This window comes from Lacipirellula parvula (genome assembly GCF_009177095.1).
GTDB lineage: Bacteria > Planctomycetota > Planctomycetia > Pirellulales > Lacipirellulaceae > Lacipirellula > Lacipirellula parvula.
Window position 1 is genome coordinate 1,088,148 of the sequence record NZ_AP021861.1, and the last position, 25,321, is coordinate 1,113,468.

Annotated in this window: 17 protein-coding genes; 12 read left to right on the plus strand and 5 right to left on the minus strand. The window is 63.5% G+C overall.

All coding sequences use genetic code 11. The features are described 5' to 3' along the window. Entirely contained in the window at positions 1 to 1,686 is a 1,686-nt protein-coding gene (locus PLANPX_RS03975) for a ribulokinase (protein ID WP_152097474.1), read from the minus strand. Positions 1,687 to 2,122: 436 nt separating this feature from the next. On the opposite strand from PLANPX_RS03975, the gene PLANPX_RS03980 reads away from it, so the two are divergent. The 9 genes from PLANPX_RS03980 to PLANPX_RS04020 all read left to right on the plus strand — a co-directional run bounded on the left by PLANPX_RS03980 (position 2,123) and on the right by PLANPX_RS04020 (position 16,337). Continuing rightward, positions 2,123 to 5,032 carry a PSD1 and planctomycete cytochrome C domain-containing protein gene (locus PLANPX_RS03980; protein ID WP_172991855.1) on the plus strand — a complete coding sequence of 970 codons (2,910 nt, stop codon included), beginning with the start codon at positions 2,123 to 2,125 and terminating at the stop codon, positions 5,030 to 5,032. After that, on the plus strand, positions 5,032 to 6,534 hold the full coding sequence (locus PLANPX_RS03985) for a DUF1501 domain-containing protein (protein WP_152097476.1): 1,503 nt from the start codon (positions 5,032 to 5,034) through the stop codon (positions 6,532 to 6,534). Before PLANPX_RS03980 ends, PLANPX_RS03985 begins: the two co-directional genes overlap by 1 nt. Before the next feature lie 161 nt (positions 6,535 to 6,695). Then, the gene (locus PLANPX_RS03990) at positions 6,696 to 9,134 is read left to right on the plus strand and encodes a PSD1 and planctomycete cytochrome C domain-containing protein (RefSeq protein ID WP_152097477.1); all 2,439 of its coding nucleotides are present in this window, start codon (positions 6,696 to 6,698) and stop codon (positions 9,132 to 9,134) included. 108 nt (positions 9,135 to 9,242) lie between these two features. Beyond that, the gene (locus PLANPX_RS03995) at positions 9,243 to 10,679 is read left to right on the plus strand and encodes a DUF1501 domain-containing protein (RefSeq protein WP_152097478.1); all 1,437 of its coding nucleotides are present in this window, start codon (positions 9,243 to 9,245) and stop codon (positions 10,677 to 10,679) included. 178 nt (positions 10,680 to 10,857) lie between these two features. Next, positions 10,858 to 11,418: a hypothetical protein gene (locus PLANPX_RS04000; RefSeq protein WP_232536296.1), complete on the plus strand. Its 561-nt coding sequence runs from the start codon at positions 10,858 to 10,860 to the stop codon at positions 11,416 to 11,418. A gap of 167 nt (positions 11,419 to 11,585) precedes the next feature. Beyond that, positions 11,586 to 12,623: a TIGR03032 family protein gene (locus tag PLANPX_RS04005; RefSeq protein WP_172991856.1), complete on the plus strand. Its 1,038-nt coding sequence runs from the start codon at positions 11,586 to 11,588 to the stop codon at positions 12,621 to 12,623. After that, positions 12,624 to 13,544 carry a UV DNA damage repair endonuclease UvsE gene (gene uvsE, locus PLANPX_RS04010; protein ID WP_152097481.1) on the plus strand — a complete coding sequence of 307 codons (921 nt, stop codon included), beginning with the start codon at positions 12,624 to 12,626 and terminating at the stop codon, positions 13,542 to 13,544. 24 nt (positions 13,545 to 13,568) lie between these two features. Further along, positions 13,569 to 15,032 carry a cryptochrome/photolyase family protein gene (locus tag PLANPX_RS04015; RefSeq protein ID WP_152097482.1) on the plus strand — a complete coding sequence of 488 codons (1,464 nt, stop codon included), beginning with the start codon at positions 13,569 to 13,571 and terminating at the stop codon, positions 15,030 to 15,032. A gap of 111 nt (positions 15,033 to 15,143) precedes the next feature. Continuing rightward, a complete protein-coding gene (locus PLANPX_RS04020; RefSeq protein ID WP_152097483.1) occupies positions 15,144 to 16,337 on the plus strand; it encodes a DUF6268 family outer membrane beta-barrel protein in 1,194 nt (397 codons plus the stop codon). A 79-nt stretch (positions 16,338 to 16,416) separates the two neighbouring features. Here PLANPX_RS04020 and PLANPX_RS04025 read toward each other — a convergent pair whose 3' ends face one another. Further along, a complete protein-coding gene (locus tag PLANPX_RS04025) occupies positions 16,417 to 18,963 on the minus strand; it encodes a sodium-translocating pyrophosphatase (protein WP_152097484.1) in 2,547 nt (848 codons plus the stop codon). 212 nt (positions 18,964 to 19,175) lie between these two features. Further along, positions 19,176 to 19,985, minus strand: a complete 810-nt coding sequence (locus PLANPX_RS04030; protein WP_172991857.1) for a class I SAM-dependent methyltransferase — start codon at positions 19,983 to 19,985, stop codon at positions 19,176 to 19,178. On the opposite strand from PLANPX_RS04030, the gene PLANPX_RS04035 reads away from it, so the two are divergent. Beyond that, on the plus strand, positions 19,984 to 20,778 hold the full coding sequence (locus tag PLANPX_RS04035) for a peroxiredoxin (RefSeq protein WP_198421843.1): 795 nt from the start codon (positions 19,984 to 19,986) through the stop codon (positions 20,776 to 20,778). The two genes, PLANPX_RS04030 and PLANPX_RS04035, sit on opposite strands and share 2 nt — an antisense overlap. A gap of 164 nt (positions 20,779 to 20,942) precedes the next feature. Here the strand turns inward: PLANPX_RS04035 and PLANPX_RS04040 are convergent, their stop codons facing one another. After that, a complete protein-coding gene (locus PLANPX_RS04040) occupies positions 20,943 to 21,878 on the minus strand; it encodes a hydroxypyruvate isomerase family protein (protein WP_152097487.1) in 936 nt (311 codons plus the stop codon). Positions 21,879 to 22,124: 246 nt separating this feature from the next. Continuing rightward, on the minus strand, positions 22,125 to 23,039 hold the full coding sequence (locus PLANPX_RS04045) for a hypothetical protein (RefSeq protein WP_152097488.1): 915 nt from the start codon (positions 23,037 to 23,039) through the stop codon (positions 22,125 to 22,127). Positions 23,040 to 23,578: 539 nt separating this feature from the next. Between PLANPX_RS04045 and PLANPX_RS04050 the strand changes: the two genes are divergently transcribed. Together PLANPX_RS04050 and PLANPX_RS04055 are read left to right on the plus strand one after the other, a co-directional pair. Next, positions 23,579 to 24,562, plus strand: coding sequence for an alpha/beta fold hydrolase (locus PLANPX_RS04050; protein ID WP_152097489.1), 984 nt, complete (start codon positions 23,579 to 23,581; stop codon positions 24,560 to 24,562). A gap of 16 nt (positions 24,563 to 24,578) precedes the next feature. Continuing rightward, positions 24,579 to 25,217 (plus strand): pyridoxamine 5'-phosphate oxidase family protein, encoded by a 639-nt coding sequence (locus PLANPX_RS04055; protein WP_152097490.1) that lies wholly within the window; start codon positions 24,579 to 24,581, stop codon positions 25,215 to 25,217. Positions 25,218 to 25,321 lie beyond the last annotated feature (104 nt).

A 25,321-nucleotide genomic window follows, 5' to 3' on the forward strand; every position in this document is an offset into this window, starting at 1 on the left:
TTACTTCGCTCCGCAACGGGCTTCGTGGCGGATTGCGATGAGGTCCTTCATCACGCCGGCGAGCGAACCATGGAACCCGGTCGAACCGAACGCATCGTGCAGTGTTTTGTAGACCGCGTACAGCTTCGCATAGACAGCGACGTTGGCGGCGATTGGTTCGTAAACCGTTGCCTTCACGCCGGTCATGTTGGCCTGAGCGGCCTCAACGGTCGGGTACGCGCCGGCGGCGACGGCGCCGAAGATCGCTGCACCGAGCGCGCATGTCTGAGCGCTGCGGCTGATCTTCATCGGCCGGTTGCAAACGTCGGCGTAAATTTGCATCACCAGCGGATTCTTCTCCGCGATGCCACCGCAGACGATCACCTCGGCGACGTGGACGTCATATTCTTCCACGCGATTGATAATCGTGAGCGCCCCGTAAGCGGTCGCCTCGATCAGAGCCCGGTAAATCTCGGGCGCCGAGGTGTGGAGCGTCTGCCCCACGAGCAGGCCGGTGAGGAGCGGATCGACCAACACCGTGCGGTTCCCGTTGTGCCAATCGAGCGCGACCAACCCCGACTCGCCGGGGCGGAGCTTCGCCGCCGCTTCGGTCAGTTTCACTTGGGCGTCGCCGCCGCTACCAAACTCAGCGGGCGCCAGCCGCTTAGCGAACCAATTAAAAATGTCGCCGACCGCGCTTTGTCCTGCCTCGAGGCCGTACATCCCCGGGATGATCGACTCGGGCACGATGCCGCAGACGCCCGGCACGTCGGGGAGCCGCTTGGCGAGCGGCGCGACCATGCAGTCGCAGGTGCTCGTCCCCATGATCTTTACGAGCGTCCCTTCGCCGCAGCCGGAGCCGACCGCTCCCATGTGAGCGTCGAAGGCGCCCGCGGCGACCGGAATCCCAGCGGGCAGGCCCACCTTTTCCGCCACCTCGGCGCACAACACGCCTGCCGGATGATTCGAGGGGACAACCTTCCCAGTAAAACGGAACCGCGACAGCCCCGGCTCGATCGAATCGAGGAATTCGGCGCTCGGCAGTCCATTCCACTCAAGGTGGTACATCGCCTTGTGCCCTGCCCCGCAGATGCCGCGGACGATCGCGTCCGGATGGAGATTGCCGGTGACGTACGCTGGCACGTAGTCGGCGAGTTCCACCCACGCCGCCGCCGCCTTCGCCACGTGCGGCGCATTGCGCATGCAGCGGGCAATCTTCGACCAATACCATTCCGAAGAATAAACGCCGCCGCACTTCGCGAGGTACGGATACTCGCCCTCGCGCGCCTTACGGGTGATCTCCTCCGCTTCGCGATGAGCCGTGTGATCTTTCCACAGCCACGCCTGAGCGGCGAGATCGTCTTTGAATTCATCGAGCAGCGCGAGCGCTACGCCCTCGCCGTTCACCGGCAGTGGCGTCGAGCCGGTTGTATCGACCCCGATGCCAACCACCTGCTGCGGCGAGAAGCAGGCCGTCTGCTCTGCCTTCCGCACAGCGCCGGCGACCACGGCATGAAAACCCTCGATATAATCGGCAGGGCTTTGCCGAGCGAGATTTGGGTCGGCGGCGTCGAGCATCACGCCCGCGTCGCCCCGCTTGTAGTCGTAGACCTCCGTCGCGATCTCGGCGCCGTTGGAAATGTTCACCACAAGCGCTCGAACGCTGTTGGTGCCGTAGTCGACGCCGATCGCAAATTGCTGAGCCATGATCACTGACGAGATGTCGGCTGGTGAAAAGCGGTGCGGGCAGCCTATCAGCCGTCCCGCGGAATGAAAAGCAGCGCGGCGGAGCGGCCCGTGCCACCACATCTTAAACTCCGAATCCGCGGTGTTGGGGGCGAAATTGCGGCGGTTTGGCGAAGTTACGCAATCTCTAAATCAAGGCTGCGCTTGAACTAAAATTCTTGCCGTCTTCCCGCGAGCGGCGATTTCTCCGCTGGAAAGGCACGGGCGCTGCTCCGTTCACTCTGCCGCGTCCACAAACTTTTCCAACGATTCGCCAATCCTGCACCACGGTTTCGCGTGATCAGCAAACCGCCTTTTGTCATACTAGGGAGGTCGTATTGATGACCCCCGGCAGATGAGATCGCTCGCCAGCCGCGTCAGAGGTTCCTTACCCGTTCGCATCTCGTCACTGGTAACGATGCCGCGCTTTCTAGTTCTCATTGCTCTTGGTGCGGCAGCGTTTGGGATCGTGCGCCATGCCGCGGCTGCCGACGCGTCGGTTGAACGCGTCGACTTTAACGACCAGATTCGTCCCATCTTCGCCAAGCATTGCGTCAGCTGTCACGGCGGCGTCAAGCAAGCCAGCGGCCTTTCGTTCATCTACCGCGACCAAGCCCTCGCGGAAGCCGACTCCGGCCTGGCGGCGATCGTCCCCGGCAAGCCGGACGAGTCATATTTGATCGAGCGCGTCGCCGACGCTGATCCGGAAACTCGCATGCCCCCTGGGGATCACGGCCCGCCACTCGACGCCGAGCAGATCGAACTCCTCCGCCGCTGGATCGAGCAAGGCGCCGAGTGGGAGCAGCACTGGTCGTTCACGCCGCCGGTCGAACCGTCGTTGCCGGCAGTGAACCGCACCCATTGGCCGCGTGACGTGCTCGACCAGTTCGTCCTCGCGAAGATCGAAGCCGCGGGACTCGCGCCGGCACCCGATGCCGCCCGCAGCGAGTGGCTCCGCCGCGTATCGCTCGATCTCACCGGCTTGCCGCCATCGCCGCAGGACTACCGGTCGTTCGAACTCGACAATCGTCCCGAGGCCTACGAGCGCGTCGTCGATCGCTTGCTTGCCTCGCCTGCGTACGGCGAACGCTGGGCGTCGATGTGGCTCGACCTGGCGCGCTACGCCGACACATCGGGCTTCGAGAAAGATCCGAACCGCAACATATGGCCCTTTCGCGATTGGCTGATCCGCGCGCTCAACGACGACATGCCCTTCGACGAGTTCACCATCCGCCAACTCGCCGGCGACTTGCTCCCTGACGCGACGATTGCCGATCGGCTGGCGACGGCGTTCCATCGCAACACGCAGATGAACACCGAAGGTGGGACGGACGACGAAGAGTACCGCCTCGCCGCGGTGCTCGATCGCGTCAGCACCACCTGGCAGGTGTGGCAAGCGTCGACCTTCCGCTGCACGCAGTGCCACGATCACCCGTACGATCCGTTCCGCCACGAGGAGTACTACAGCTTCATCGCGTTCTTCAATACGAGCCGCGACGCCGATCTTAACGACGACTCGCCGACGCTCGCGATTCCGGACGATTTGCAGCAGTGGGATAAGGCCGCCGGACTCGACCGCGAGATTGCGGCCCTCCAACAGCAGCTCTACGCATTGCAGTCTCCGCTGGCGGAAGACGCGACCCGCTGGCAGCCGCTGACGCCGCTCACCGCCACGACCACCGGCAGCGGGACGATGATCATTGCCGCCGACCCGGCCGACGGCGTCGCCGAGGTTCGCGGCGAAGGGACGGTCTCAGCGTGGAGCTTGTTCAAGATCGAGTTCGATCTCGCCGGAGTCGAACGCCTCACTGCGCTCCGTATCGACGCCCTGCCGAAAGACGCGGCCGCCGCATTAAAAATTCCCGACGAAGGCTTCGTGCTCTCGAAACTTGACGGCGAACTCGTCGCCGCCGACGGCGCCGTGCTTAGCAAGGTGCCGCTCGCCGTCGCGTTTTGCGATGAAGCGGCCCCGCTGAACGATCCTCAAGCGAGCTTGCGGAAGGACGCCGACGGTTGGGGGGCGTTTTCGCGGCTTTCATCGCGGCGCTATGCCGTCTTCATCCCCAAGCAGGCCGTGGAGGTTCCGCCGGGAGCGCGCTTGCGACTCGCCGTGCGGTTCGACCTCACCGACTCGGGCGGCGGCGGGCTCGTGATCAATCGCGGCCGCTACTCGATCTCGTCGAGCGACGATTGGATTCCCTTCGCCAACGATTCGCGTTACAGCGAACTTCGCCGCGAACTCGCTGCGAAGCGTAAGGAGCGGGCCGCCATCGCATCGCTCGCCGTGCCGGTGATGGACGAGCAACCGGCCCGGTTCGCCCGCCATACGCAAGTCTTCGGCCGCGGCAATTGGCTCGATCGCGAAGCCGAGGTGACCGCCGGCGTTCCCGCCGTGCTGCCGCCGCTGGCAAGCGAGGGACCGGCCGACCGCCTCGCGATGGCCCGCTGGATCGCGTCGCCGCAGAATCCCCTCACCGCGCGGGTGATGGTCAACCGCATCTGGCAGGAACTCTTCGGCATCGGCATCGTCGAAACCGCGGAAGACTTTGGCACCTCCGGCGAGCGCCCCTCGCATCCCGAACTGCTCGACCATCTCGCGCTCCGCTTCCAAGGCGAGCAAGCGTGGAGCGTCAAGCAACTTCTCCGTTCGATCGTCCTGTCGTCCGCCTATCGCCAATCGAGCGGCGCGTCGTCCGACAAGCTCGCGGTCGATCCTCGCAACCGGCTCGTCTCGCGCGGCCCGCGGACGCGGCTCTCCGCCGAGATGGTCCGCGATCAGGCGCTCGCCCTCTCGGGCCGGCTCTCGGCGAAGATGTACGGCAAACCGGTGATGCCGCCGCAACCTGACGGCGTCTGGCGAAGCGTCTACAACGGCGAAGTTTGGACGAACGCCGAGGGCGAGGATCGTTACCGCCGCGCCGTCTACACCTATTGGAAGCGGACGAGCGGTTACCCCAGCATGGCGACGTTCGACGCTCCCAGCCGCGACATTTGCACCGTCCGCCGCATCGCGACGAACACGCCGCTCCAGGCGCTCGCGACGCTCAACGACGAAGCCTACATCGAACTGGCTCAAGGCTTTGCCGAACGAATGGCCGCCGCGGCGAGTGAGCCCACAGCGCAAATCGCCTCTGGGTATCGGCTGGCGACCGGGCAAGCGCCGCACGTGGCGAAGCTCCAGCGATTGCAGCAACTTTACGACGAAGCGGCGCTGGCTTACGACGCTGATCCGCAAGCGGCCCAGTCGCTCGCCAAAGATCGTTCTCATTACGCCCTCACGATCGTCGCCAACGCGATGCTCAATCTCGACGATCTGCTGACCAAATAATGCGTAACTCACTATTCAACGAACTGGCGCAAGCGGAACTCACTCACACGACGCGGCGGCTCTTCCTGCGTGACGGCGTCGCCGGTCTGGGCGCGGCGTGGCTTGCGTCGACGCTGGGCAATTCGCTGCTCGGCGGCAGTGCTCAAGCTTCAGGCACTGGGGCGGTTCGCGATCCGATGCGGCCCCTTGCTCCGCAGTTGCCGCCGCTCGTCGCCAAAGCTAAGCGGGTGATCTACCTCCACATGGCAGGCGCCCCGAGCCAACTGGAACTCTTCGACTACAAGCCGGAACTAAAAAAGCTCGACGGCCAAGATTGCCCGCAAGAGTTCATCGCTGGCAAACGCTTTGCGTTCATCCGCGGCGTGCCGAAGCTGCTCGGCCCGCAATTCGAGTTCGCCCAGCATGGCGAATCGGGCGCGTGGCTCAGCGATCGCTTGCCCCACTTCGCAAAGGTCGTCGACAAGGCCTGCTTCGTCCGCACGATGGTCACCGACCAGTTCAACCACGCCCCCGCGCAGTTGCTGGTTCACACCGGCAATCAGAACCTCGGTTACGCCTCGATGGGCTGCTGGGCCACGTACGGCCTCGGTTCGGAGAATCAGAATCTTCCGGGCTTCGTCGTATTGCTCTCCGGCGGCAAGTTCCCCGACGCCGGCAAGAGCGTCTGGGGCTCCGGTTTCCTACCGTCGGTCTATCAAGGGGTGCAGTGCCGTTCGAGCGGCGAGCCGGTGCTGTTCCTCTCGAACCCGCCGGGGATCGATCGCACGCTCCGCGGCCGGATGGTCGACGCGATCGCCGACGTCAACCGCAAGACATACGACGAGGTGGCCGACCCTGAAACGCTCACGCGCATCGCGCAGTACGAGCTTGCCTATCGCATGCAAATGTCGGCGACCGACGCGATGGACTACAGCCAAGAGCCGGCCCACGTCCATAAGATGTACGGCACCCAGCCGGGGCAAGAAAGCCTCGCGAACAACTGTCTCCTCGCGCGGCGGCTGATCGAACGGGGCGTCCGCTTTGTGCAATTGTTCGACTGGGGTTGGGACTCCCACGGCGCCGGCGAGAACGAAGCCCTGCATCACGGGTTCAAAGACAAGTGTCGGCAACTCGATCAGCCGGTGACCGCGCTGTTGCTCGATCTCGAACAGCGCGGGCTGCTCGACGAAACGCTCGTCGTCTGGTCGGGCGAGTTCGGCCGCACGCCGATGCGCGAGAACCGCGGCGGCAAAGAAATGACGCTCGTCGGCCGCGACCATCACCCGCACGCTTTTACGTTGTGGATGGCCGGCGGCGGCGTCCGCGCGGGTCATAGCTATGGCGAGACCGACCCGATCGGCTACGCACCGATTACCGATAAGGTCGAAGTCCGCGACCTGCAGGCGACGATCCTGCGGCTGCTGGGGCTCGACCACGAACGGCTCGTCTTCCCGTTCCAGGGGCTCGATCAAAAACTGACCGGCGTCAAACCGGCCCGCGTCATCGATTCCATCATCGCGTAAGCCCCGCCAATAAAACTCAAGCCCTCCCAGTAGCCGCGGGGCAACGCCCCCGCCGGCGCATTCCGAAAAGTTCAACCCTCCAAGCCATTTTGCGGGCTCCCTTTTCCAGCTGCGGCTAGTCCCCTTTTCCCGCAGCGACCCCAGATGAGTAAACTGGAGGGATGCTCTTCCGCTCCTTTCTATCCCTGCTCACGCTCGTCGGCGGCTTGCTGCTGAGCGGCGTTGAACTGTCCCAAGCGGTGCCGGTGAACTTCTCGCGGGAAGTAAAACCGATCCTCGCGCGCCGTTGCTTCGCGTGCCACGGTCCCGACTCGGGCGAAGGGGGCCTGCGGCTCGACAGCCGCGAGCACGCCCTCGCAGAGCTTGACTCGGGATCGTTCGCGATCGTGCCGGAAGACGTCGATTCAAGCGAACTGCTCGCGCGAGTGACTTCGGAGGATGAGTTCACTCGCATGCCGCCCGAAGGGAAGCCGCTTACTCCGCACGAAGTCGACGTGCTCCGACGCTGGATCGCCGAAGGGGCGGCGTACCAAAAGCACTGGGCGTTCGTTGCCCCAGAAAAACACGAGCCGCCGGCTTTGGAAGCAAGCCCCCACAAGTCGTGGGTGCAGACGCCGATCGATGCCTTTATTCTCGCGCAGCTCGAAGCGAACAACCTGCAGCCGGCGCCGAAGGCGGATAAGCGAACCCTCTGCCGCCGCGCCTACTACGACCTCACTGGCCTGCCGCCGAGCGAACAGCAACTTGAAGAGTTCCTCGCCGACGAATCGCCGGACGCGTGGGAGAAGCTAATCGACAAGCTTCTCGCCTCGCCCCACTACGGCGAGCGCTGGGGCCGGCACTGGCTCGACCTTGTCCGCTTCGCCGAAACGAACAGCTTCGAGCGTGACGGCGAAAAGCAATACGCCTGGAAGTACCGCGACTACGTCATCCGCAGTTTCAATGACGACAAACCGTACAACCAGTTCGTGAAGGAGCAGCTCGCCGGCGACGAGCTCGACGAGGTGACGCGCGATTCGATCATTGGCACCGGCTACTACCGATTAGGGATCTGGGACGATGAGCCAGCCGATTCGGTCCAAGCGCGCAGCGATGAAATGGACGACCTCATCGCCACCACGAGCCAAGCCTTTCTCGGCCTCACCGTCGGCTGCGCACGCTGCCACGATCACAAGATCGATCCGATCCCGCAAAAAGACTATTACGGGATGGCGGCGTTCTTCGCCGACGTGACGCCGTTTGCGGAACGGGGGGATTTGCAAACGAACAACCAGTGGGATCTCACCGTGCCCGCGAATGCGGCCGAGCGGGGCGAGCGGCGCCAGCGGATTCGGACGATCAGCCGCGAAAAATATTCGATGGAACAAGTCGGCGTGAAGCGGATGAGCGGCCCCGACCAACGCCGTTCGGAAACGCAGCGCCGCGAAGGGTTGCTCAAGGCGAAGCTGAAGGACTATCTCAACGACTCGGAGTGGGAGCAGTATCAGCAGACGCTCGCCCGACTGAACGACGCGCAAGAAGACTTGAAGAAGCTCAACCAGAAGAGCGCTCCCGACTGGGCTCTCGCGCTCGCGCGCTGCAACGCGCCCCCGGAGCCGACGCACCTGAACGTCCGCGGCAACCCTCACGTCCCGGGCGAAGTGGTCGAACCCCGCTTCCCGCAACTCTTCGGCGTCGAGCAGCCGACGATTCCCGCAGCGCCGGCAGGCGCGCGTTCGGCCGGCCGGCGCAAGGTGCTCGCCGACTGGATCGCGTCCAACGACAACATGCTCACGTCGCGGGTGATCGCGAACCGCGTCTGGCAGCACCACTTTGGCCGCGGCCTCGTCCGCTCGGCGAACAACTTTGGCGAGCTCGGCGACGTGCCGACGCATCCCGAACTATTAGATTGGCTCGCGATCTGGCTCACCGAGCATGAGTGGAAACTAAAACCGCTCCACCGGTTGATCATGACTTCGAGCGCCTACCAGATGTCGAGCCAGGCCGACGCCGCCGCGCTCGCCGCCGATCCGCTCAACGACAACCTGTGGCGATTCGACTTGCGTCGGCTCGGCGCCGAAGAACTCCGCGACGCGACGCTCGCCGCCAGTGGCAAGCTCAACCTCGAGATGTACGGCCCGAGCTTCTACCCCGAGATGTCGCCCGAGGTGCTGGCCACGCAGTCGATGCCAGGCCAAGGCTGGGGCAAGTCGTCGTCCAAAGAACAATCGAGACGCAGCGTCTATATCTACGTGAAGCGCTCGCTGCTGACGCCGCTCCTCACGGCGTTCGACTTCCCCGACGTCGACGCCAGCTGCGAAGCACGCTTCAACACAACCCAACCGGGCCAAGCGCTGTCAATGCTCAACGGCCAGTTCGCCAACGAGCAAGCCGGCTACCTCGCCAATCGCGTCCGCACCGAAGCGGGCGACGATCCGAAAGACCAAGTCGCCCGCGCGATCGAAATCACCTTAGGCCGCGAAGCGACCAAAGAAGAAATCGCCGACGGCCTCGAGCTATTAAATCAACTCACAAAAGAACACAACCGCGACCCGCAAGAAGCCCTCCGCTACTGGTGCCTAGTCGCGCTCAACCAAAACGAATTCCTGTACCTAGACTAAATCTCCCCCGCATTCCTTTGCGCCTTCGCGCCTTTGCGTGAGACCATCTTCATTAAGATCTCACGCAAAGGCGCGAAGGCGCAAAGAAGACGAAGAGAAAGCAAAGCGATGACTAATCACATGCACAACTTCTGCGGTCGAACGCGGCGGGAGTTTTTGTGGGAGAGCGGCTGCGGGTTCGGCGCGGCGGCGCTCGCGTCGCTGCTGTCGGCCGACGGAGCCCTTGGCGCCGCGGCCAATCCGCTCGCCCCGAAGCCTGCCCCCGGCTCCGCGAAGGCGAAGAGCGTCATCTTCTTGTTCATGTACGGCGGCCCGAGCCACATCGACACGTTTGATTACAAGCCGACGATGGTCGGCATGGACGGCAAGACGATCGCCGTGAAAACCCACGGCCGCGGCGGGCATAAGAACGAAGGCCGCATCGTCGAGCCGCGGTGGAAGTTCAAGCAGTACGGCCAAAGCGGCAAGTGGGTGAGCGATCTGTTCCCGAACCTCGCCCACTGCGTCGACGACATCGCCTTCATGCATTCGATGACGGCCGAGTCGCCGATCCACGGCTCGGCGATGCTGATGATGAACTCGGGCAAGCTGCAAAGCGGCAGCCCGTCGATCGGCAGCTGGGTCAACTACGGCCTCGGCTCGGTGAATGAAAACATGCCGGGCTACGTGGTGATGCTCGATCACACCGGCGGCCCGATCAGCGGCGCGAAGAACTGGTCGAGCGGCTACATGCCGGCGACGTATGCGGGGACGGTGTTTCGGCCCGACGGCTCGCCGATCAACGACCTCAAGCTGCCCGAAGGCACGACGCGGCCGCTGCAGCGCGACCTGCTCGACACGCTGGCGAAGCTGAACGAACGTCATCGCCAGCCGCGGCTCGATCAAGCCGACCTCGCGTCGCGGATCTCGACCTACGAGCTCGCCTACAAGATGCAGCAACACGCCCCCGAGGCGGTCGATCTGAGCCAAGAGACCGAGCATACGAAGAAGCTCTACGGCCTCGACAACGAGCAGACCCGCCAGTTCGGCACACGGTGCCTCTTGGCTCGCCGGTTAGTGGAGCGAGGCGTCCGCTTCATCCAAGTTTACTCGGGCGGTTCGCACAACGACGACAACTGGGACGCCCACGGCGACCTCGTTGCGAACCACACGAAGCACGCCGGCGCGACCGATCTGCCGATCGCGGGCCTCTTGAAAGATCTCAAGCAGCGCGGCCTGCTCGAAGAAACCTTGGTCGTCTGGGGCGGCGAGTTCGGCCGCCAGCCGACGGCCGAGTACGACGTCGGCACGGGCCGCGACCACAACTCGATGGGTTTTACGATGTGGATGGCCGGCGGCGGCGTGAAGGGGGGCGTGAGCGTCGGCCAAACCGACGAAATCGGCAGCGTCGCGGTCGACCAGCCGATGCACGTCAAACGGCTGCATGCCACCGTGCTCAACCAACTCGGCCTCGACCCGAACGCGCTCAGCTACTTCTTCCGCGGGCTCGATCAGAAACTTGTCGGCGTCGAGCATACGGAGCCGATTAAAGAGATTATCGCTTAACTAACAATGAGAGCCGCAGGCCGAGCCGGTGGCTTTCAATAGCGTCACGATCAATCGCGGAAACTCACGGATAATTATTGCCGCAATTTCAAGCCTTGGCCTGCTAAACAATCTCAAGGTAAACTCACCCCACATGTCATGCCGGAGTAGGGGGAGTTGCATGTCGTCGGAGCGGGAGTTGTATCGTCTTAAGGGCCGAAACGCACTGGTGCTGGGAGCCGTTGGGGAATTGACCCAGCAGGCCGAGGCGGCGCTTGCCGCGGCCGGGGCCACGGTTTCGCGGAGCACGCTCGAGGGGTATCAAGCCGTGGGATCGACCCCCGCGGAGTTCCCAAACATCGTCGTCCTCGTGACCGTCGCGAGCGATTCGCCCGCCTCGAACGGCGATTGGGAGGCGGTCGACCGCCAGCAGCGGACGCTCGTCGCCCTGCCGACCGCGATTCTGAGCAACGTCGTCCCCGCCATGCGTCGCGCGGGCTGGGGGCGGATCATCTTCGTTGCTGACGGCGACCCGAGTTCGATGGCCGCGATCACCGCCCGTACGGCTCAAGCGGCGCTGCTGCAGGCCGAGGCCCGGCAACTCGCGGCGGCCGGCATCACGGTGAACCAAATCATCGCTCGCAGCGGCGGCGTCACGTCTGAATCGGAACTGGCCGAAGCGATTGGCGCCGCGGCCCTCTACTTTGCTAGCGAAGAATCGTCGTTCGTGACGGGGCAGTCGCTGCAAATTGGCGGTTGAGCGTCGTGGTCACGCCGGCCACTCTGTCATTCTGAGCGGAGCGAAGAATCTGGCAGCTCATTTGGTCCGCTAGATCCTTCGCTCCGCTCAGGATGACGGGATCTATGCCGGTTCGAAAATCGCCGCAGCCGCTGCAACCCGCCGGCGATTCCCGCTACACTCGAACCATGCCCACCTCGTCCCGCCGCCGCTTGGCCTCGCCTCCGATCGTCGGCGCCCGCCCGATCGAACTGCGGGTGCGCGGCGACTTCGTCGAGTGGCTGGCCGCGAGCGGCGGCACGCTCGCCGTGACGACGTACAACTCGGGAAAGCTCGCCCTCTTCTCGGCCCCTGACGGAACGCTTACCGCCAGCTACTGGTCATTGCCGCGGCCGATGGGAATGGCGGTGAGCGGCAATCAACTGGCGGTGGCGACGCGCGACCTTCTCTGGCAGATGGAGATCGCGGCCAACGACGCCGCAGCCGAAGCGAACCAATTGATCACGCCGCGGCAGGTCGATGCGACCGGCCGGCTCGACGCCCACGACCTCGCTTTTGATCGCCGCGGCCTGCTGTTCGCCAACACGCGATTCAATTGCGTCGCGCGGCCGAGCGAACGTGCCAGTTTCAAACGGACCTGGCAGCCGCCGTTCATGGCCGACGCCGCGACCAATACCGCCGTCGATTGCTGCCACCTCAACGGCATCGGCGTCCGTGAGGGGCGGCTGGCGATGGCGACGGCATTTTGCGAACGCTCGGAACCGGCGGCGTGGCGTGCGGGCGATCGGTTTGCTTCGGGCGTGCTCCTCGACGTGCGGCAGAATCGAGTCGCGGTCCGCGGACTGAGCATGCCCCACTCGCCTCGCTGGCACGACGGGCAGTGGTGGCTGTGCGATTCAGGCCGCGGCGCCCTCGCGACGGTGCACTTGGGACGCGAGATATTCGAGCCGGTGATCGAACTTCCCGGCATGACCCGTGGACTGACGTTTGTAGGCGATCGCGCGGTCGTCGGGCTATCGCGCATCCGCAAACGGCACATCCTCGATGCCCCGCCGGTTCGCGAGCGCTGGCCGCGGCTCCGCTCGGGCGTGGCGGTCGTCGACTACGCCCGCGGCGTGGAAACCGGCTCGCTTGAATTCGTCCGCGGCGGGCGCGAGGTCTACGACGCGGCGTTCCTGCCGGGCGTCACCGCGGCAACATTCCCAACTGAAGCGGTAGGCGCCTAAATGGCAACGAAGCAGGCGTCTGCAAGTTCTCTACGGCTGGGGCTCTGCTGCCAGTTCGTCGACGAGCCGATCAAATTCCGCACCACCACCGCGGCTGTGTGCCAGAAGCTCGCGCCGGTCGCTCGCGATTTGAAGCTCTCGGAAATCTGCCAAGCGAACGCCGACGCCCTCTTCGCGGCGATCGAGTGCTGCCATCGCCTTGGCATCGGCGCGTTCCGCGTCAACAGTCAGATCCTGCCGGTGAAGACGCATCCGGCGGTCGGGTACGACGTGGCAAAACTGCCGGGTGGCGCGGCGATCATTGAGCGGTTCAAAGCCTGCGGCGCGCGGGCGAAGGAACTCGGCGTGCGCACGTCGTTTCATCCCGATCAGTTCGTGGTCCTTAGTTCGCCGCGGGAGGATGTGGTCGACCGTTCGATCGAAGACATCGAGTACCAAGCCGAGGTTGCCGAGTGGATCAACGCCGACGTAGTGAATATCCACGGCGGCGGGGCTTACGATTCGCGGTCGGCAGCGCTTGAACGCTTCGCCCGCAATCTCGGCCGGCTGTCGGAACGTGCCCGCACGCGGCTGACGGTTGAAAACGACGACAAGATCTACACGCCGAGCGAGCTGCTGCCGCTGTGTAAGGCTGAGGGGATTCCCTTGGTATACGATGTGCACCACCACCGCTGCTGCCGCGACGAGCTGACGGTGGAAGCGGCGACTGAGGCGGCGATCGCCACCTGGAATCGCGAGCCCATGTTCCATCTTTCCAGCCCGAAGGAAGGTTGGAACGGCCCCGGCCCGCAACGGCATCACGACTTCATCGACGTGGCCGATATGCCCGCATGTTGGTTGGGGCGGACGCTGACGATCGAGGTCGAAGCGAAGACGAAGGAACAAGCAGTGTTGAAACTGCGGCGAGAACTCAACGGATAACTCTGCGAGCAACGAGAGAGACGCATGACCAAACCGTTGACGATCGTCTGGTTTCGCCAAGATCTCCGCATCGGCGATCAGCCAGCTCTGCGCCGCGCGGTCGATCGTGGCGGCGTGATCCCAGCCTACATCTGGGCGCCCGACGAGGAGGGCGACTGGCCGCTCGGCGGGGCGTCGCGGTGGTGGCTGCACCATTCGCTCGCCAGCCTCGACGAGCAACTGCGGCAGCGCGGTTCGCGGCTGATCGTCCGGCGCGGTCCGACGCAACAGACGCTCGACGAACTTCTCGAACAAACGGGCGCCACCGCCGTCTATTGGAATCGCCGCTACGAACCCGCGGCGATCGAGCGCGACAAGCAAGTGAAGGCGGCGCTCGTATCGCGCGGAGTACAGGCCGAGAGTTTTAGCGGCTCGCTGCTGCACGAGCCGTGGACGATCACCACGAAGCAGGGGGCGCCCTACCAAGTCTTCACGCCGTTTTGGAAGGCGTGCCTCGGCGCCGCCGTAAAACATGAGACGCTTGCCGCGCCACGCGAAGTTGCGGGCCCGTCGAAGTGGCCGGCGACGCTCAAGCTCGAAGAGTTGGAGCTGTTGCCGACGCTCGCCTGGGACGCGGGGATCGCCGAAGCGTGGGAGCCGGGCGCCCTGGCGGCGGAACGGCGGCTCCAAGAATTCGTCGGCGAGGCGATCGGCCGCTACCAAGAGGATCGCGATCGGACCGATATCGACAGCTCGTCGCGGCTCTCACCTCATCTTCACTTTGGCGAGATCAGCCCGCGGCAGATTTGGTTGGCGGTTGAGAAGGCACTTGAGGCATTCAAAGCCAAGTCGACGAGCGGCGCCTCGAAGACGCGGCAAAGCGCGGAAGTCTTCCTGAAAGAGGTCGGCTGGCGGGAGTTCGCGTACCACTTGCTCTACTACTTCCCGCAGACGCCGGGCGAGCCGCTCCGCGAACAGTTCCGCGGCTTCCCTTGGCGGCGGAGCCAGAAAGACCTGCGCGCGTGGCAGCGCGGGCGAACGGGGTTCCCCATCGTCGACGCCGCGATGCGCGAGCTGTGGACGACCGGCTTCATGCCGAACCGCACGCGGATGATCGTCGCGTCGTTCCTCACGAAGGACCTGCGGCTCACTTGGCTCCGCGGCGCCGAGTGGTTTTGGGACACGCTCGTCGACGCCGACCTTGCGAACAACACGCTCGGCTGGCAGTGGACCGCCGGCTGCGGCGCCGACGCGGCGCCTTACTTTCGTGTGTTCAACCCGACGATGCAGGCGGAGAAGGCCGACCCCGACGGCGAGTACATACGCCGGTGGGTGCCTGAGCTCGCCAAGCTGCCGACGAAGTGGCTCCGCGAGCCGTGGACCGCGCCGGAGGAAGAGCTGGTGGCGGCGGGCGTTGAGTTGGGGAAGACTTATCCGCGGCCGATGGTTGATCACCATGAAGCTCGCGATGCGGCGCTGGCTGCTTACGAGCGGGTAAAGAAGTCGTAAATTTCGACGCGCAACCACGCGTTGCTAGCAGCAATCTCCATTGTTGCTCTGCCGGCCGCCCGGTACTCTCTTGCCCCGTCTGGCGGCGGTGCGGTGAAGTGGAGTCAGCGAGTGGCGAAGCGATTGGTCACGAGGGTCCTGCAACTTGCCCTTTGCGCTGCGCTCGATCTGGCGGAGGCTGGCGCCCAAACGCCGACCAGCCCGGCGAACCCTTCCGCTCAGCCGACGCCGAACGCACTGCTCTCCACGCCGCCGGAACTAGTGCCGTTGCCGCCCGTCGAGGACGAGGCAGCGGTCGGCGACTACGCCCTCCTGCAAGAAGCCGACGCGCTGCTCGCGGAAGAGACGCTCGCCGAGGGCGAAGAGGTCGACGGCACGCTCAGCGATTCGCTCCGCAAGCGAGCCAAGTCGAAGGGCGCGCTCGGCGGCGGGGCCCCGGTCGCGCTTGGCGGATTCTGGTCACCGAAGGTCGACGTCGACGGGCAAGCCTCGCAACTCGCGATGAACGCCGAGTTCGCTCGCGTCTCGCTGCCGCTCGCGATGCCGGCCGAAGGCAAGCCGCTGTGGATCGGCATCGCGAAGCTCGATCGGCTGGAACTGGCCACCGATGCGATCCTGCCCGACTCGGGCCAGCGCGTGCCGAGCCAGCTCTGGTCGGTGCAGACTGGCGTGATGAACATCCGCCCGCTGGCGAGCGGCGCGACCGTCGGCGGCACGGCGATGTTCGGCTCGGCGAGCGATCAGCCGTACGCGGCGACGCGCGACCTCACGCTCACGGCGATCGCGTTCTACAACAAGCCTGCGAAGAACGAGCGAGACGATTGGAACTTCAGCATCTTCTACTCGCCGACGTCGCAGCTGCCATACCCGCTGCCGGGCGTGGCGTACGTGTGGCGGCCGAGCGAGCAGTTCGAAGCGAAGATCGGCCTGCCGCCGGCGCTCGACTATCGGCCGAACGAGGAGTGGCAGTTCACGGCGACCTACATGCCACTGACCAACTTCGACGCGCGGGTGCGGCGAACGATCAGCGAAGATTTTTCGTTGCTCGCTTACTATCGGACGAACAACGAGACGTACTTTCTAGCCGATCGTCTTGAGGATGATCAACGGTTCTATGTGTTCGATCAACGCGCCGCCGTTGGGCTGGAGCGGGCGCTCTTTAAGGGTTTTACGCTCGAGCTAACGGCGGCTTATCTGTTTGATCGTGAGTTGTTTCAAGGAACGAGCTTTACGGATGATCGGACCGATGAGGTCGAGTTCGATCCGGGGCTGGGGCTATCGTTCCAACTCCAGTGGCGGCGGTGAGCTGTTAGCGTCAAACGAAAATAGCCCCGACCTAGCTAGGTCGGGGCTACTCAGTGCTATCAATTGAACTCATGCGCCGCTACGCCTGCGGGATCCGCATCGCGTAGAACGAGCGCCACACGAAGACGAGCGCGATCGCGAGCAGCACGGCGCCGATCGCGCTCGTATAGTCGCGCGTCCCGCCGGCGTGGGCCGCTTCCTTCATCTTCACCGCGATCTCGACGGCTAGCAAACCGAACAGCGTCGAGAACTTGATGATCGGGTTGAGGGCCACGGAGCTCGTGTCTTTGAAGGGATCGCCGACCGTGTCGCCGATGACGCTCGCCTCGTGGAGCGGCGTTCCCTTTTCCTTGAGATCGACCTCGACGAGCTTCTTCGCGTTGTCCCACGCACCGCCGGCATTGGCCATGTAGATCGCTTGGAACAAGCCAAATACCGCGATCGAAACGAGGTACGCTACGAAGAAGTTCGGATCGAAGAAGGCGAACGCTAGTGTGATCGCCATCAGGGTGATGAAGATGTTCCACATCCCCTTCTGGGCGTACTGCGTGCAGATCTTCACGATCGCCTTCGAGTCCTCGATGTCGGCCTCCTTCTTGGTGAGGTCCATATTCTTCTTGATGTACTCCACCGCACGGTAGGCGCCGGTGGTGACGGCTTGCATCGAGGCGCCGCAGAACCAGTAGATGACGGAGCCGCCGGCCATGAAGCCGAGCAGCACTGGCGCGTCGGTGAGGCTGAGCCGCAGGTACCCTGCCCTGCCGAGTAGCAAGATGATCGAGAAGATCATCGTCGTGGCGCCGACGACCGCCGTACCAATGAGCACCGGTTTGGCGGTCGCTTTGAACGTGTTGCCCGCCGAGTCGTTCGCTTCGAGGTAATGCTTGCCCATCGTGAAGTCGGGCTCGAAGCCGAAGTCGCGCTTGATCTGCTCGTGGATGCCGGGGATGCTTTCGGTTTGAGCGAGCTCGAAGATCGACTGGGCGTTGTCGGTCACCGGGCCGTAGCTGTCGACGGCGATGTTCACCGGGCCCATGCAGAGGAAGCCGAAGGCGACGAGGCCGAAGGCGAAGATTGAGCCGACGCCGACGGGGTCGAGCCCTTCTTGCAGCGTGACCATCATCAGCTCGTCGAGCCCTTGAAGGCTGACGAAGTAGGCGCCTGCCATCAGGCCGGTGATGAGCATGCCATTCCAGAACGCGCTGAAGTTGCCCGCCACGATGCCAGACAGAATCGTCAGCGACGGCCCCCCCTCGCGCGAGGCGGTGACGATCTCGTGGACGTGCCTCGAGTGCGAACTAGTGAAGACCTTCGTGAATTCAGGGATGAGTACCGCGGCCAGCGTGCCGCAACCGATGATGGTCGCGAGCTGCCACCAGAGCTGCGGCATCGCCTTGCCGCCGACGGAGATGTCGCCGATCAGCAGCCAGCTCATGCCGAACGAGGTGGTGATGCAGAGGATCGCGGCGATCCAAATCAGCCGAGTGAGCGGAGCTTCGAAGTCAAACTCTTTCAGCCCGCGGTACTTCGTTTCGGAGATCGATTGGTTGACGAAGTAGGAGACGCCCGACATGAAGTCCATTAGGAATCGCATCGCAAACAGCCAGACGATCAGCTTCGCCTGGATGTCGACGTTCGGCACGGCGAGCGTGATGAACGCGATCAGCGCCACGCCGGTGACGCCGTACGTTTCGAAGCCGTCGGCGGTCGGGCCAACCGAGTCGCCGGCGTTATCACCGGTGCAGTCGGCGATGACGCCAGGGTTGCGGGGATCGTCTTCCTTAACGTTGAAGACGATCTTCATCAGGTCGGAGCCGATGTCGGCGATCTTGGTGAAGATGCCGCCGGCGATCCGCAGCACCGAGGCGCCGAGCGACTCGCCGATCGCGAAGCCGAGGAAGCAGTATCCGACGATCTCGCGGGGGAGGAACAGGAGGATGATCACCATCATCACCAGCTCGAGCGAGATGAGGAACAAGCCGATCGACATGCCGGCGCGGAGCGGGATGTTGACCACGTCGAGCGGTTCGCCTCGCAGCGAGGCGAACGCCGTGCGGGCGTTGGCGTAGGTGTTCACGCGGATGCCGTACCAAGCGACCCAGTACGAGCCGATCATGCCGATGATCGAGAAGAGGAGCACGAGGCCGGTCGTCTTGAGCGTCTCGTCCTGCAGCTTGAGGAAGTAATAGGCCATCGCCGCGGCGATGATCAGGAAGAGCAGGATCAGAAACTTGCCCTGCTGGATGAGGTAGGTGCGGCACGTTTGGTAGATGATCTCGGCCACTTTGAGCATCGACTCGTGCGCCGGCAGCATCGCGATCTGCCGGCGGAGATAGAGGCTGATGCCGAGCGTGCCGCAGATGACAAACGAGCCGTAGAGCAGCAAGTTGTAGCCGGAGATCTCGTTGCCGAAGATGACGAATCGGCCCTGGTGAAGATCGGGGATCGCCAGGTCGGCTTCGCTTGCCCAGAGGGAGCCGGCGTTGCAGGCGATCAGAGCGATCGCGAAGAGGGCGCGTTGAGCCCAGCGAGTAAAGTTCGTTAAGGATGCAAATCGGCGAGGCGGAACATCACCGGCGACCTGAGTCGCCGCACGGGGGTGGGTCTCTGCGGAGGTCGTGTGCATTGAATCGAAGCCTTTCATAGCTCGACGGGTGCGTGCCCCAGAATGGGGACAGAGAAGCCTGAGCAACAAAGAGCGCGCTCAATTAATAGAAAAGGAGTCATGGCCAAGCCGCGTTACAGTTCAGAACACAAGGGGCCAATGCGCCGCTAATGTAAGCGATTCACAAGCAATTGCCTACTGCATTGGCCGGCAAATTCCTTGGCCTGTTCAACTTAGGCCCGTGCTGTGATCAGCGTCTGCAGCGAGCCGAAGAAGAAGTTCGCTTGCCGCGGGAGGAACCGCTTCGACCGCGGATCGCCGATCTCGGCCAAGCGGGCGGTCGCCGCTGCATCGAGGCGGCCGCTCGTTTGTTCAGCCAAGTACTTGAGATAGAGTTCCACATATCGCTCGAGCGCCTCGCCGACCGGCGGTTGCCGCTCGATGAATATGTACTCGCGCTGCAGATCGGTGAAGCCCGCCTCGGCGAGCAACCGCGGGGCGAATCGCGGGAAGTAGGTGCCGATGTAGCTGTCCTCGTCGCCGATCTCGCGGTGCTCGGCCTGACGGACGGCGAGCTCGAGGTCGGGCGGCCACGAGAGCATGATCGAGTGGACGTTGTCGGTCTCGAGGATCGCCAGCGTGCTGCCGGCGCGGAGGACGCGGCGGAACTCGCGGAGAGCGTGCGGCAGGTCGGGGTAGCTTTGCATGCTGTGGGCCGAGAAGACGCCGTCGATCGTGGCGTCGTCGAACGGCAGACGATCGACGTTCCCTTCGACGAGGCGGACGCGGCCCGCTTCGATCTGCTCGGCCAGTCGCGCCTCAGCCGCTTCTAGGAACGCGGTCGACGTGTCGAGTCCCACGGCGACGCCGCGCGGCAATCGCTCAGCCAGCAGCCCCGTAAAAAAACCGTCGCCGCAGCCAGGGTCGAGGATCGACTCGTGCTCGCGCCACGGCAGCCTGGCGATGATCGCGCGGAAGTCAGCGGCGAGGGCTTGGTGGAGGGCGTCGAGCCGTTCGGCGTAGCCGGGAAGCGAGTCGTTCATGGCCGCGAGCCTGCATGTTGAAACATTCGACAGGAATCGCTTAGCCAGCGGCAACTTCCGTACCGCATGCAGGGCGCGGCCCGCCGCGGTTCGCGGCAACTGGTCCTCCCGCGGCGGCGCCGGTAGAGTGAAGGGGCAACTTCGTCCCGCCCGTATGTTCGCCAACGCCCGCTGGCAGGCGGACGACCGTGCCAGTTCTAGCGGCGATGGTTCCCACCTTTTGGAGGCTCTCATGTTACGGTTCCTCTCTCTTACCTGTTTTGCCGCGCTGCTCGCGGCGACTGCCATGACTGCTCATGCCGATGAAACGAAACCGGTCGACCTGAAGGTCGGCGACAAGGCCCCCAAGTTCGCCGGCGATAACGACGAAGGGAAAGCTTGGAAGTCGGACGATCATGTCGGCAAAAAGATCATTGTGCTCTACTTTTACCCGAAGGACATGACGCCGGGCTGCACGAAGCAAGCTTGCACCTATCGCGATATGCAGAAGGACTTCACTGGCAAGGACGTCGAGATCATCGGCGTCAGCGGCGACTCGGTCGAAAGCCACCAGAATTTTAAGAGCGAACACGAGTTGAACTTCACGCTGCTGGCTGATCCCAAGGGGGAGATTGCCAAGGCGTTCGGGGTGAAGCTGCTGAGCAACAGCCCCGACTCGATCGTCACCTCGCGGTGGACGTTCATCATCGATGACGAAGGGAAGATCGCTTACAAGAACGATAAGGTCGATGCGGCGAAGGATCCGACGACGGTGCTCAAGGTGATTGAGGAGTTGGAAGCGAAGAAGAGTTAAGCTTGCCGCTCCTTAGCAGTGAGTAAGTTAAAGCAGCCCCGACCTAGCTAGGTCGGGGCTGTTCTTTTTTGGTGATTTGCTGCGTTTGGGAATCCCTCCCCTTGCCCCTCCCTTCGAGGGAGGGGGATTATTTCACTCGCAACTCGCAACTCGCAACTCGCAACTCAAAAATCATCCGCGGCGCGGTACGCCTCGACGAGTGCGATCTCGCCCTCTTTGCCGCCGATTGATTTGCCGTGCTCCATGCCGATGACGCCGTCAAAACCCTTCGCGTGGAGGTGCTTGAAGATGTTGCGGTAGTTGATTTCGCCGGTGCCAGGTTCGTTGCGGCCGGGGTTGTCGCCCGATTGGAAGTAGCCGATTTCGTCCCAGGCGAGGTCGATGTTAGGGATGAGATTCCCTTCCTGGATCTGCTGGTGGTAGACGTCGAACAGAATCTTGCAGGCGGGGCTGTTGACCGCGCGGCAAACTTCGTACGCCTGCGGAATCTTGTGGAGGAAGAGCCCGGCGTGGTTTGTCCACCAGTTGAGCGGTTCGAGCACCATCACATAGTCGTGCGGCTCGAAGACCGCGGCGCACTCGCGGAGGAGATCGACGCAGGCGGCCGTTTGGTAGCCCCACTCGACGTTGTTGTCGTAGCCGTCGGGGACGACCGTCATCCACTTCGCGTTCACGCGCTTGGCGACGTCGACGCTATCCTTCACGTCTTGCACCACCTTGGCGCGGCCTTCTTTGTCGTCCTTGCGAACGAACGACTTCGCGCCGAAGTTGCCGTGCGCGACGAAGACGCCCATCGTCATGCCGAGGTCGGCGAGGGTCTTGCCGATTTTTTCCTGCATCTCGACCGACTGGCCCTTCATGCCATTGTCTTCCCAAGCAGTAAAACCTTGGTCGGCGGCGTACTTGAGTTGGTCGAGATAGTCCTTGCCGGCGTGGTTTTCGAACATGCCGGGATGGGGGGCGTACTTCAGCTTGAACTTCGTGCCGGGGGCGACGGAAGTTTTGGCGTCGGCCGCGACGGCGGTGCTGATCGCGCCGACGGCGCCGAGCGCCGCGGCACTGGCGGCTCCGCCTTGGACTAGGAAATCTCGCCGCTGCATGTGTTGGTACCTCGATCGGTGCTGGCTGTGTTGGTGGCGAACGCTGGGCGCTCGCAACGCCATTGTAAGCAGTGGCGGTGCGGACTGCGATCTAGGTTGGCTCTCGTTCCCACGCTCTGCGTGGGAACGTAGGTTCTTCGCCGCTCCCGCGGCATTTTGCGGGGCATTTTGCGTTGGGCGATCGTTGGTCTCGCGACGCAGAGCGTCGGACTTTGCGTTCCCACGCGGAGCGTGGGAACGAGAGTGTTATGCGGCTCGGCGGCGATTTTGTTGTCGATTTTGTTGTCGCGTCGCTTGTGTCGCTTTCTTCGTTTTACGCGACATTAAGTGGTCGTACTTGTCGCGGTCTTTTTGGCGTTGTTCGTTTTGCATGAGGCGCAGGCCCCAATCGAGGAGGTCTTGGTGGCGTTGGGCGCGCTCCGCTTCGGTGAGCGGGGGCGGCGTCGATTGCCCCCGGTTTGAAGAACCGGGGGCTAAGGTTGGCGTTGGGGGTGGGGTAACATCCGCGTTGGGTTCGCGACGCGGAGCGTCGGATTCTGCGTTCCCACGCGGAGCGTGGGAACGAGGTTGCTCAGGCTTCGCGGCGAAGGACCATTCGTCGGGCGTACCGAGGCCGTAGTTGTGGATCACGGGCGCCGACTTGGCGCGCTCGCGGAAGACTAGCGGCGTGTCGGCCATTTTCGGTTCGCGTGGACGATCCCAGGGGCCGAGGCTGGGGAAGCAGCAATCGAGCGCGTGCTCGTAGGTTTTGTCGAGGTGCTTGAACAGTTCGCTGCGCGCTTCCTCGGGCGTGTTGGCGAGGGCGGTTTCCATCATTAACCGCAGCGCCTTCGTGACTTTCAGGCCCGAGGCGAGGTCGCCGCGTTTGCGGGCGTAGGTTTCGGGTTTAGTGCGCTCGAGCAGCCACGCGGCGGCGCGCCAGTGGGTGCGTGCGGCCGATTCCATCAGTTTTAATGGGTCGGGCTTGGCGAGCTTGGCCATGCGAACTTCTTGGTCAAAATCTTCTTCCTCACGGCGGTAGCGCTGCACCGTGCGGAGCGTCACGCCGACTCCTTGAGCGGCCTCGGCGAGCGAGTAGCTCTCTCGCACCAGTCGGCAGAATTTTACTTTCATTTCTTCGGTGAAGACGCGTTCGCGTTGGCGAATGTATTGACGTTGCATGGGAAGGTTCTCCTGTTTTGGAATGTGTGAAGCGCGCTTGGCGCTGCGTGATTGTGCGATGGCGAGCCCCCCGGCTTGTCCGGGGGGGATTCGGTTGGTGGTGCGTTGCGGTTGGCGGTGCTTGGTGCGCTGCGGACGACCCCCTGGATAAACCAGGGGGCTCGCTTGGAGTGTGCGCGGCGCGGCACTTCGTGATGTGAACTGGCGTTCACGTTAGCAAAACTAGTGGCCTAGTTTCGACAACTAAATTTGGCCGCGAGATTGTTTTGCAATATGCGGGAAGAATGGTGCGCCGCTTGCCCCCGGTTTGAAGAACTGGGGGCTAAGGAAAGTGGATGCGCGGCAGATATTTGGGGGTTGACGCAGTGTGTGCCTCGAAATGTGGCGCTGTCGGCACCGCTTGCTGAAATGTCGGCGATTTGGCGAGCGCGTGGTTTTATGCAGTCGCGGAACGGCTACAATGCCGAGCGTGTTCCTGCCTGCCGGGTGCGTCTGCACCGGGCGTTTGACGTTCCCACCACTTGATGCACGAGGCGATCATGCCTGCTCGGCGAAACTTTTTGCGCGTTGCGTTGACTCTTTGCGTGACTCTGGCGGGAGCGGCGGCTCCGGCGGTGGGCGCCGAACCGGCGGCGGCGAAGGCTGCCGATGTGGAAGTGCGGTACAAGACCGCGAAGGTCGGCGATCTCGATATTTTCTACCGCGAGGCGGGACCGCAGGATGCACCGGCGATTTTGCTGCTGCATGGGTTTCCGACCAGCTCGCAGATGTTTCGCAATCTCATTCCGGCGTTGGGAGATAAGTATCGGGTGATCGCGCCCGACTACCCGGGGTATGGGCATAGCTCGATGCCGAGCCATGAGAAGTTCAAGTACACGTTCGACAACCTGGCGAACGTGATCGACGAATTCACGGCGCAGGTTGGTTTGACCAAGTACGCGCTCTACGTGCAGGACTACGGCGCGCCGATTGGGTATCGGTTGGCGTCGAAGCATCCGGAGCGGATCAGCGCGATCGTCGTGCAGAACGGAAATGCGTATGAGGAGGGAATCGACAACGATTTTTGGAAGCCGGTGAAGGAGTATTGGGCGGCGCCGGAGAGCAAGGAGAAGCGGGACGCGCTGCGAGCGCTACTGACGTACGACGCGACGAAGTGGCAGTACACCGAGGGGGCGAAGGACTTGGAACTGGTGAGCCCCGACGGCGCGGCGGAGGATCAGTTCTTGCTCGATCGGCCGGGGAATGACGAGATTCAGCTGGATATGTTCCTGAGCTACGGCAGCAACCCGCCGCTGTACCCGGGCTGGCAGGAGTACTTCCGCAAGCATCAGCCGCCGATGCTGATTGCGTGGGGGAAGAACGACAAGATTTTCCCGGCGGCGGGCGCCGAGCCTTACAAGCGTGATCTCAAGACGCTGGAGTTCCACTTGCTCGATGCTGGGCACTTCGCGCTCGAGACGAACGGCGACGAGATTGCGGCGCTGATGCGCGAGTTCCTCGGCAAGCACGTGGGTTCGAAGTGAGCGACGGAGACGTTCGATGGAACGCGAGTTTGCGAGCGACGTGGCGTTCACCCCAGCGGTGAAGGCGATTCAGGAGGCGAAGGGGTCGCGGCGAAGCTACGCGCGGATGGAGCAGAGCGGCGGGTGGCAGACGACGGTGACGCCCGACCTCGTCGAGTATCTGGCCGACCTCGACATGTTTTATCTCGGGACCGCGAACGCCGCGGGGCAGCCGTACATTCAGTACCGCGGTGGGCCGCCGGGGTTTTTGAAGGCGATCGACGAGCAGACGCTGGGCTTCGCCGACTTCGGCGGCAATCGGCAGTACATCACGCTGGGGAATCTCGCGGAGAATCCGCATGCGTTTTTGTTTCTGATGGATTACGCGAACAGCCGACGGGTGAAAGTGTGGGGCACGGCACGGGTGGTCGAAGGGGACGCGGCGCTGGAGAAGCGGCTTGCCGATCCGGCATATCCGGGGCGCGTCGAGCGGGTGATTTTGTTCACGCTCGAGGCGTGGGACGTGAACTGCCCGCAGCATATTCATCCGCGGTATTCGCAGCGGCAGATCGCTCCGGTGATTGAGCAACTGCAGGGGGAGATCGCGGAGTTGAAGGCGGAGGTGGAGCGGTTGCGCGGGGAGAACCAACAAAATCTTGAGGTTCCCTCCCCTTGAGGGGGAGGGTTAGGGAGGGGTGAAAGAAGTGGGTACCAGTGTTCCACCCCCTCCCCAGCCCTGTGCTACGCACGGACTACCGCCTGCGCTCGATCGCCACTGGC

Excerpts from the sequence above, each read along its gene's own strand:
- PLANPX_RS03995 (WP_152097478.1), top strand. The coding sequence starts at position 9,243 with ATGACTAATCACATGCACAACTTCTGCGGTCGAACGCGGCGGGAGTTT.
- PLANPX_RS03985 (WP_152097476.1), top strand. The coding sequence starts at position 5,032 with ATGCGTAACTCACTATTCAACGAACTGGCGCAAGCGGAACTCACTCAC.
- PLANPX_RS04025 (WP_152097484.1), bottom strand. The coding sequence starts at position 18,963 with ATGCACACGACCTCCGCAGAGACCCACCCCCGTGCGGCGACTCAGGTC.
- PLANPX_RS04050 (WP_152097489.1), top strand. The coding sequence starts at position 23,579 with ATGCCTGCTCGGCGAAACTTTTTGCGCGTTGCGTTGACTCTTTGCGTG.
- PLANPX_RS04015 (WP_152097482.1), top strand. The coding sequence starts at position 13,569 with ATGACCAAACCGTTGACGATCGTCTGGTTTCGCCAAGATCTCCGCATC.
- PLANPX_RS04030 (WP_172991857.1), bottom strand. The coding sequence starts at position 19,985 with ATGAACGACTCGCTTCCCGGCTACGCCGAACGGCTCGACGCCCTCCAC.
- PLANPX_RS04045 (WP_152097488.1), bottom strand. The coding sequence starts at position 23,039 with ATGCAACGTCAATACATTCGCCAACGCGAACGCGTCTTCACCGAAGAA.
- PLANPX_RS03980 (WP_172991855.1), top strand. The coding sequence starts at position 2,123 with ATGCCGCGCTTTCTAGTTCTCATTGCTCTTGGTGCGGCAGCGTTTGGG.
- PLANPX_RS03990 (WP_152097477.1), top strand. The coding sequence starts at position 6,696 with ATGCTCTTCCGCTCCTTTCTATCCCTGCTCACGCTCGTCGGCGGCTTG.
- uvsE (WP_152097481.1), top strand. The coding sequence starts at position 12,624 with ATGGCAACGAAGCAGGCGTCTGCAAGTTCTCTACGGCTGGGGCTCTGC.
- PLANPX_RS04035 (WP_198421843.1), top strand. The coding sequence starts at position 19,984 with ATGGCCGCGAGCCTGCATGTTGAAACATTCGACAGGAATCGCTTAGCC.
- PLANPX_RS03975 (WP_152097474.1), bottom strand. The coding sequence starts at position 1,686 with ATGGCTCAGCAATTTGCGATCGGCGTCGACTACGGCACCAACAGCGTT.
- PLANPX_RS04055 (WP_152097490.1), top strand. The coding sequence starts at position 24,579 with ATGGAACGCGAGTTTGCGAGCGACGTGGCGTTCACCCCAGCGGTGAAG.
- PLANPX_RS04040 (WP_152097487.1), bottom strand. The coding sequence starts at position 21,878 with ATGCAGCGGCGAGATTTCCTAGTCCAAGGCGGAGCCGCCAGTGCCGCG.
- PLANPX_RS04005 (WP_172991856.1), top strand. The coding sequence starts at position 11,586 with ATGCCCACCTCGTCCCGCCGCCGCTTGGCCTCGCCTCCGATCGTCGGC.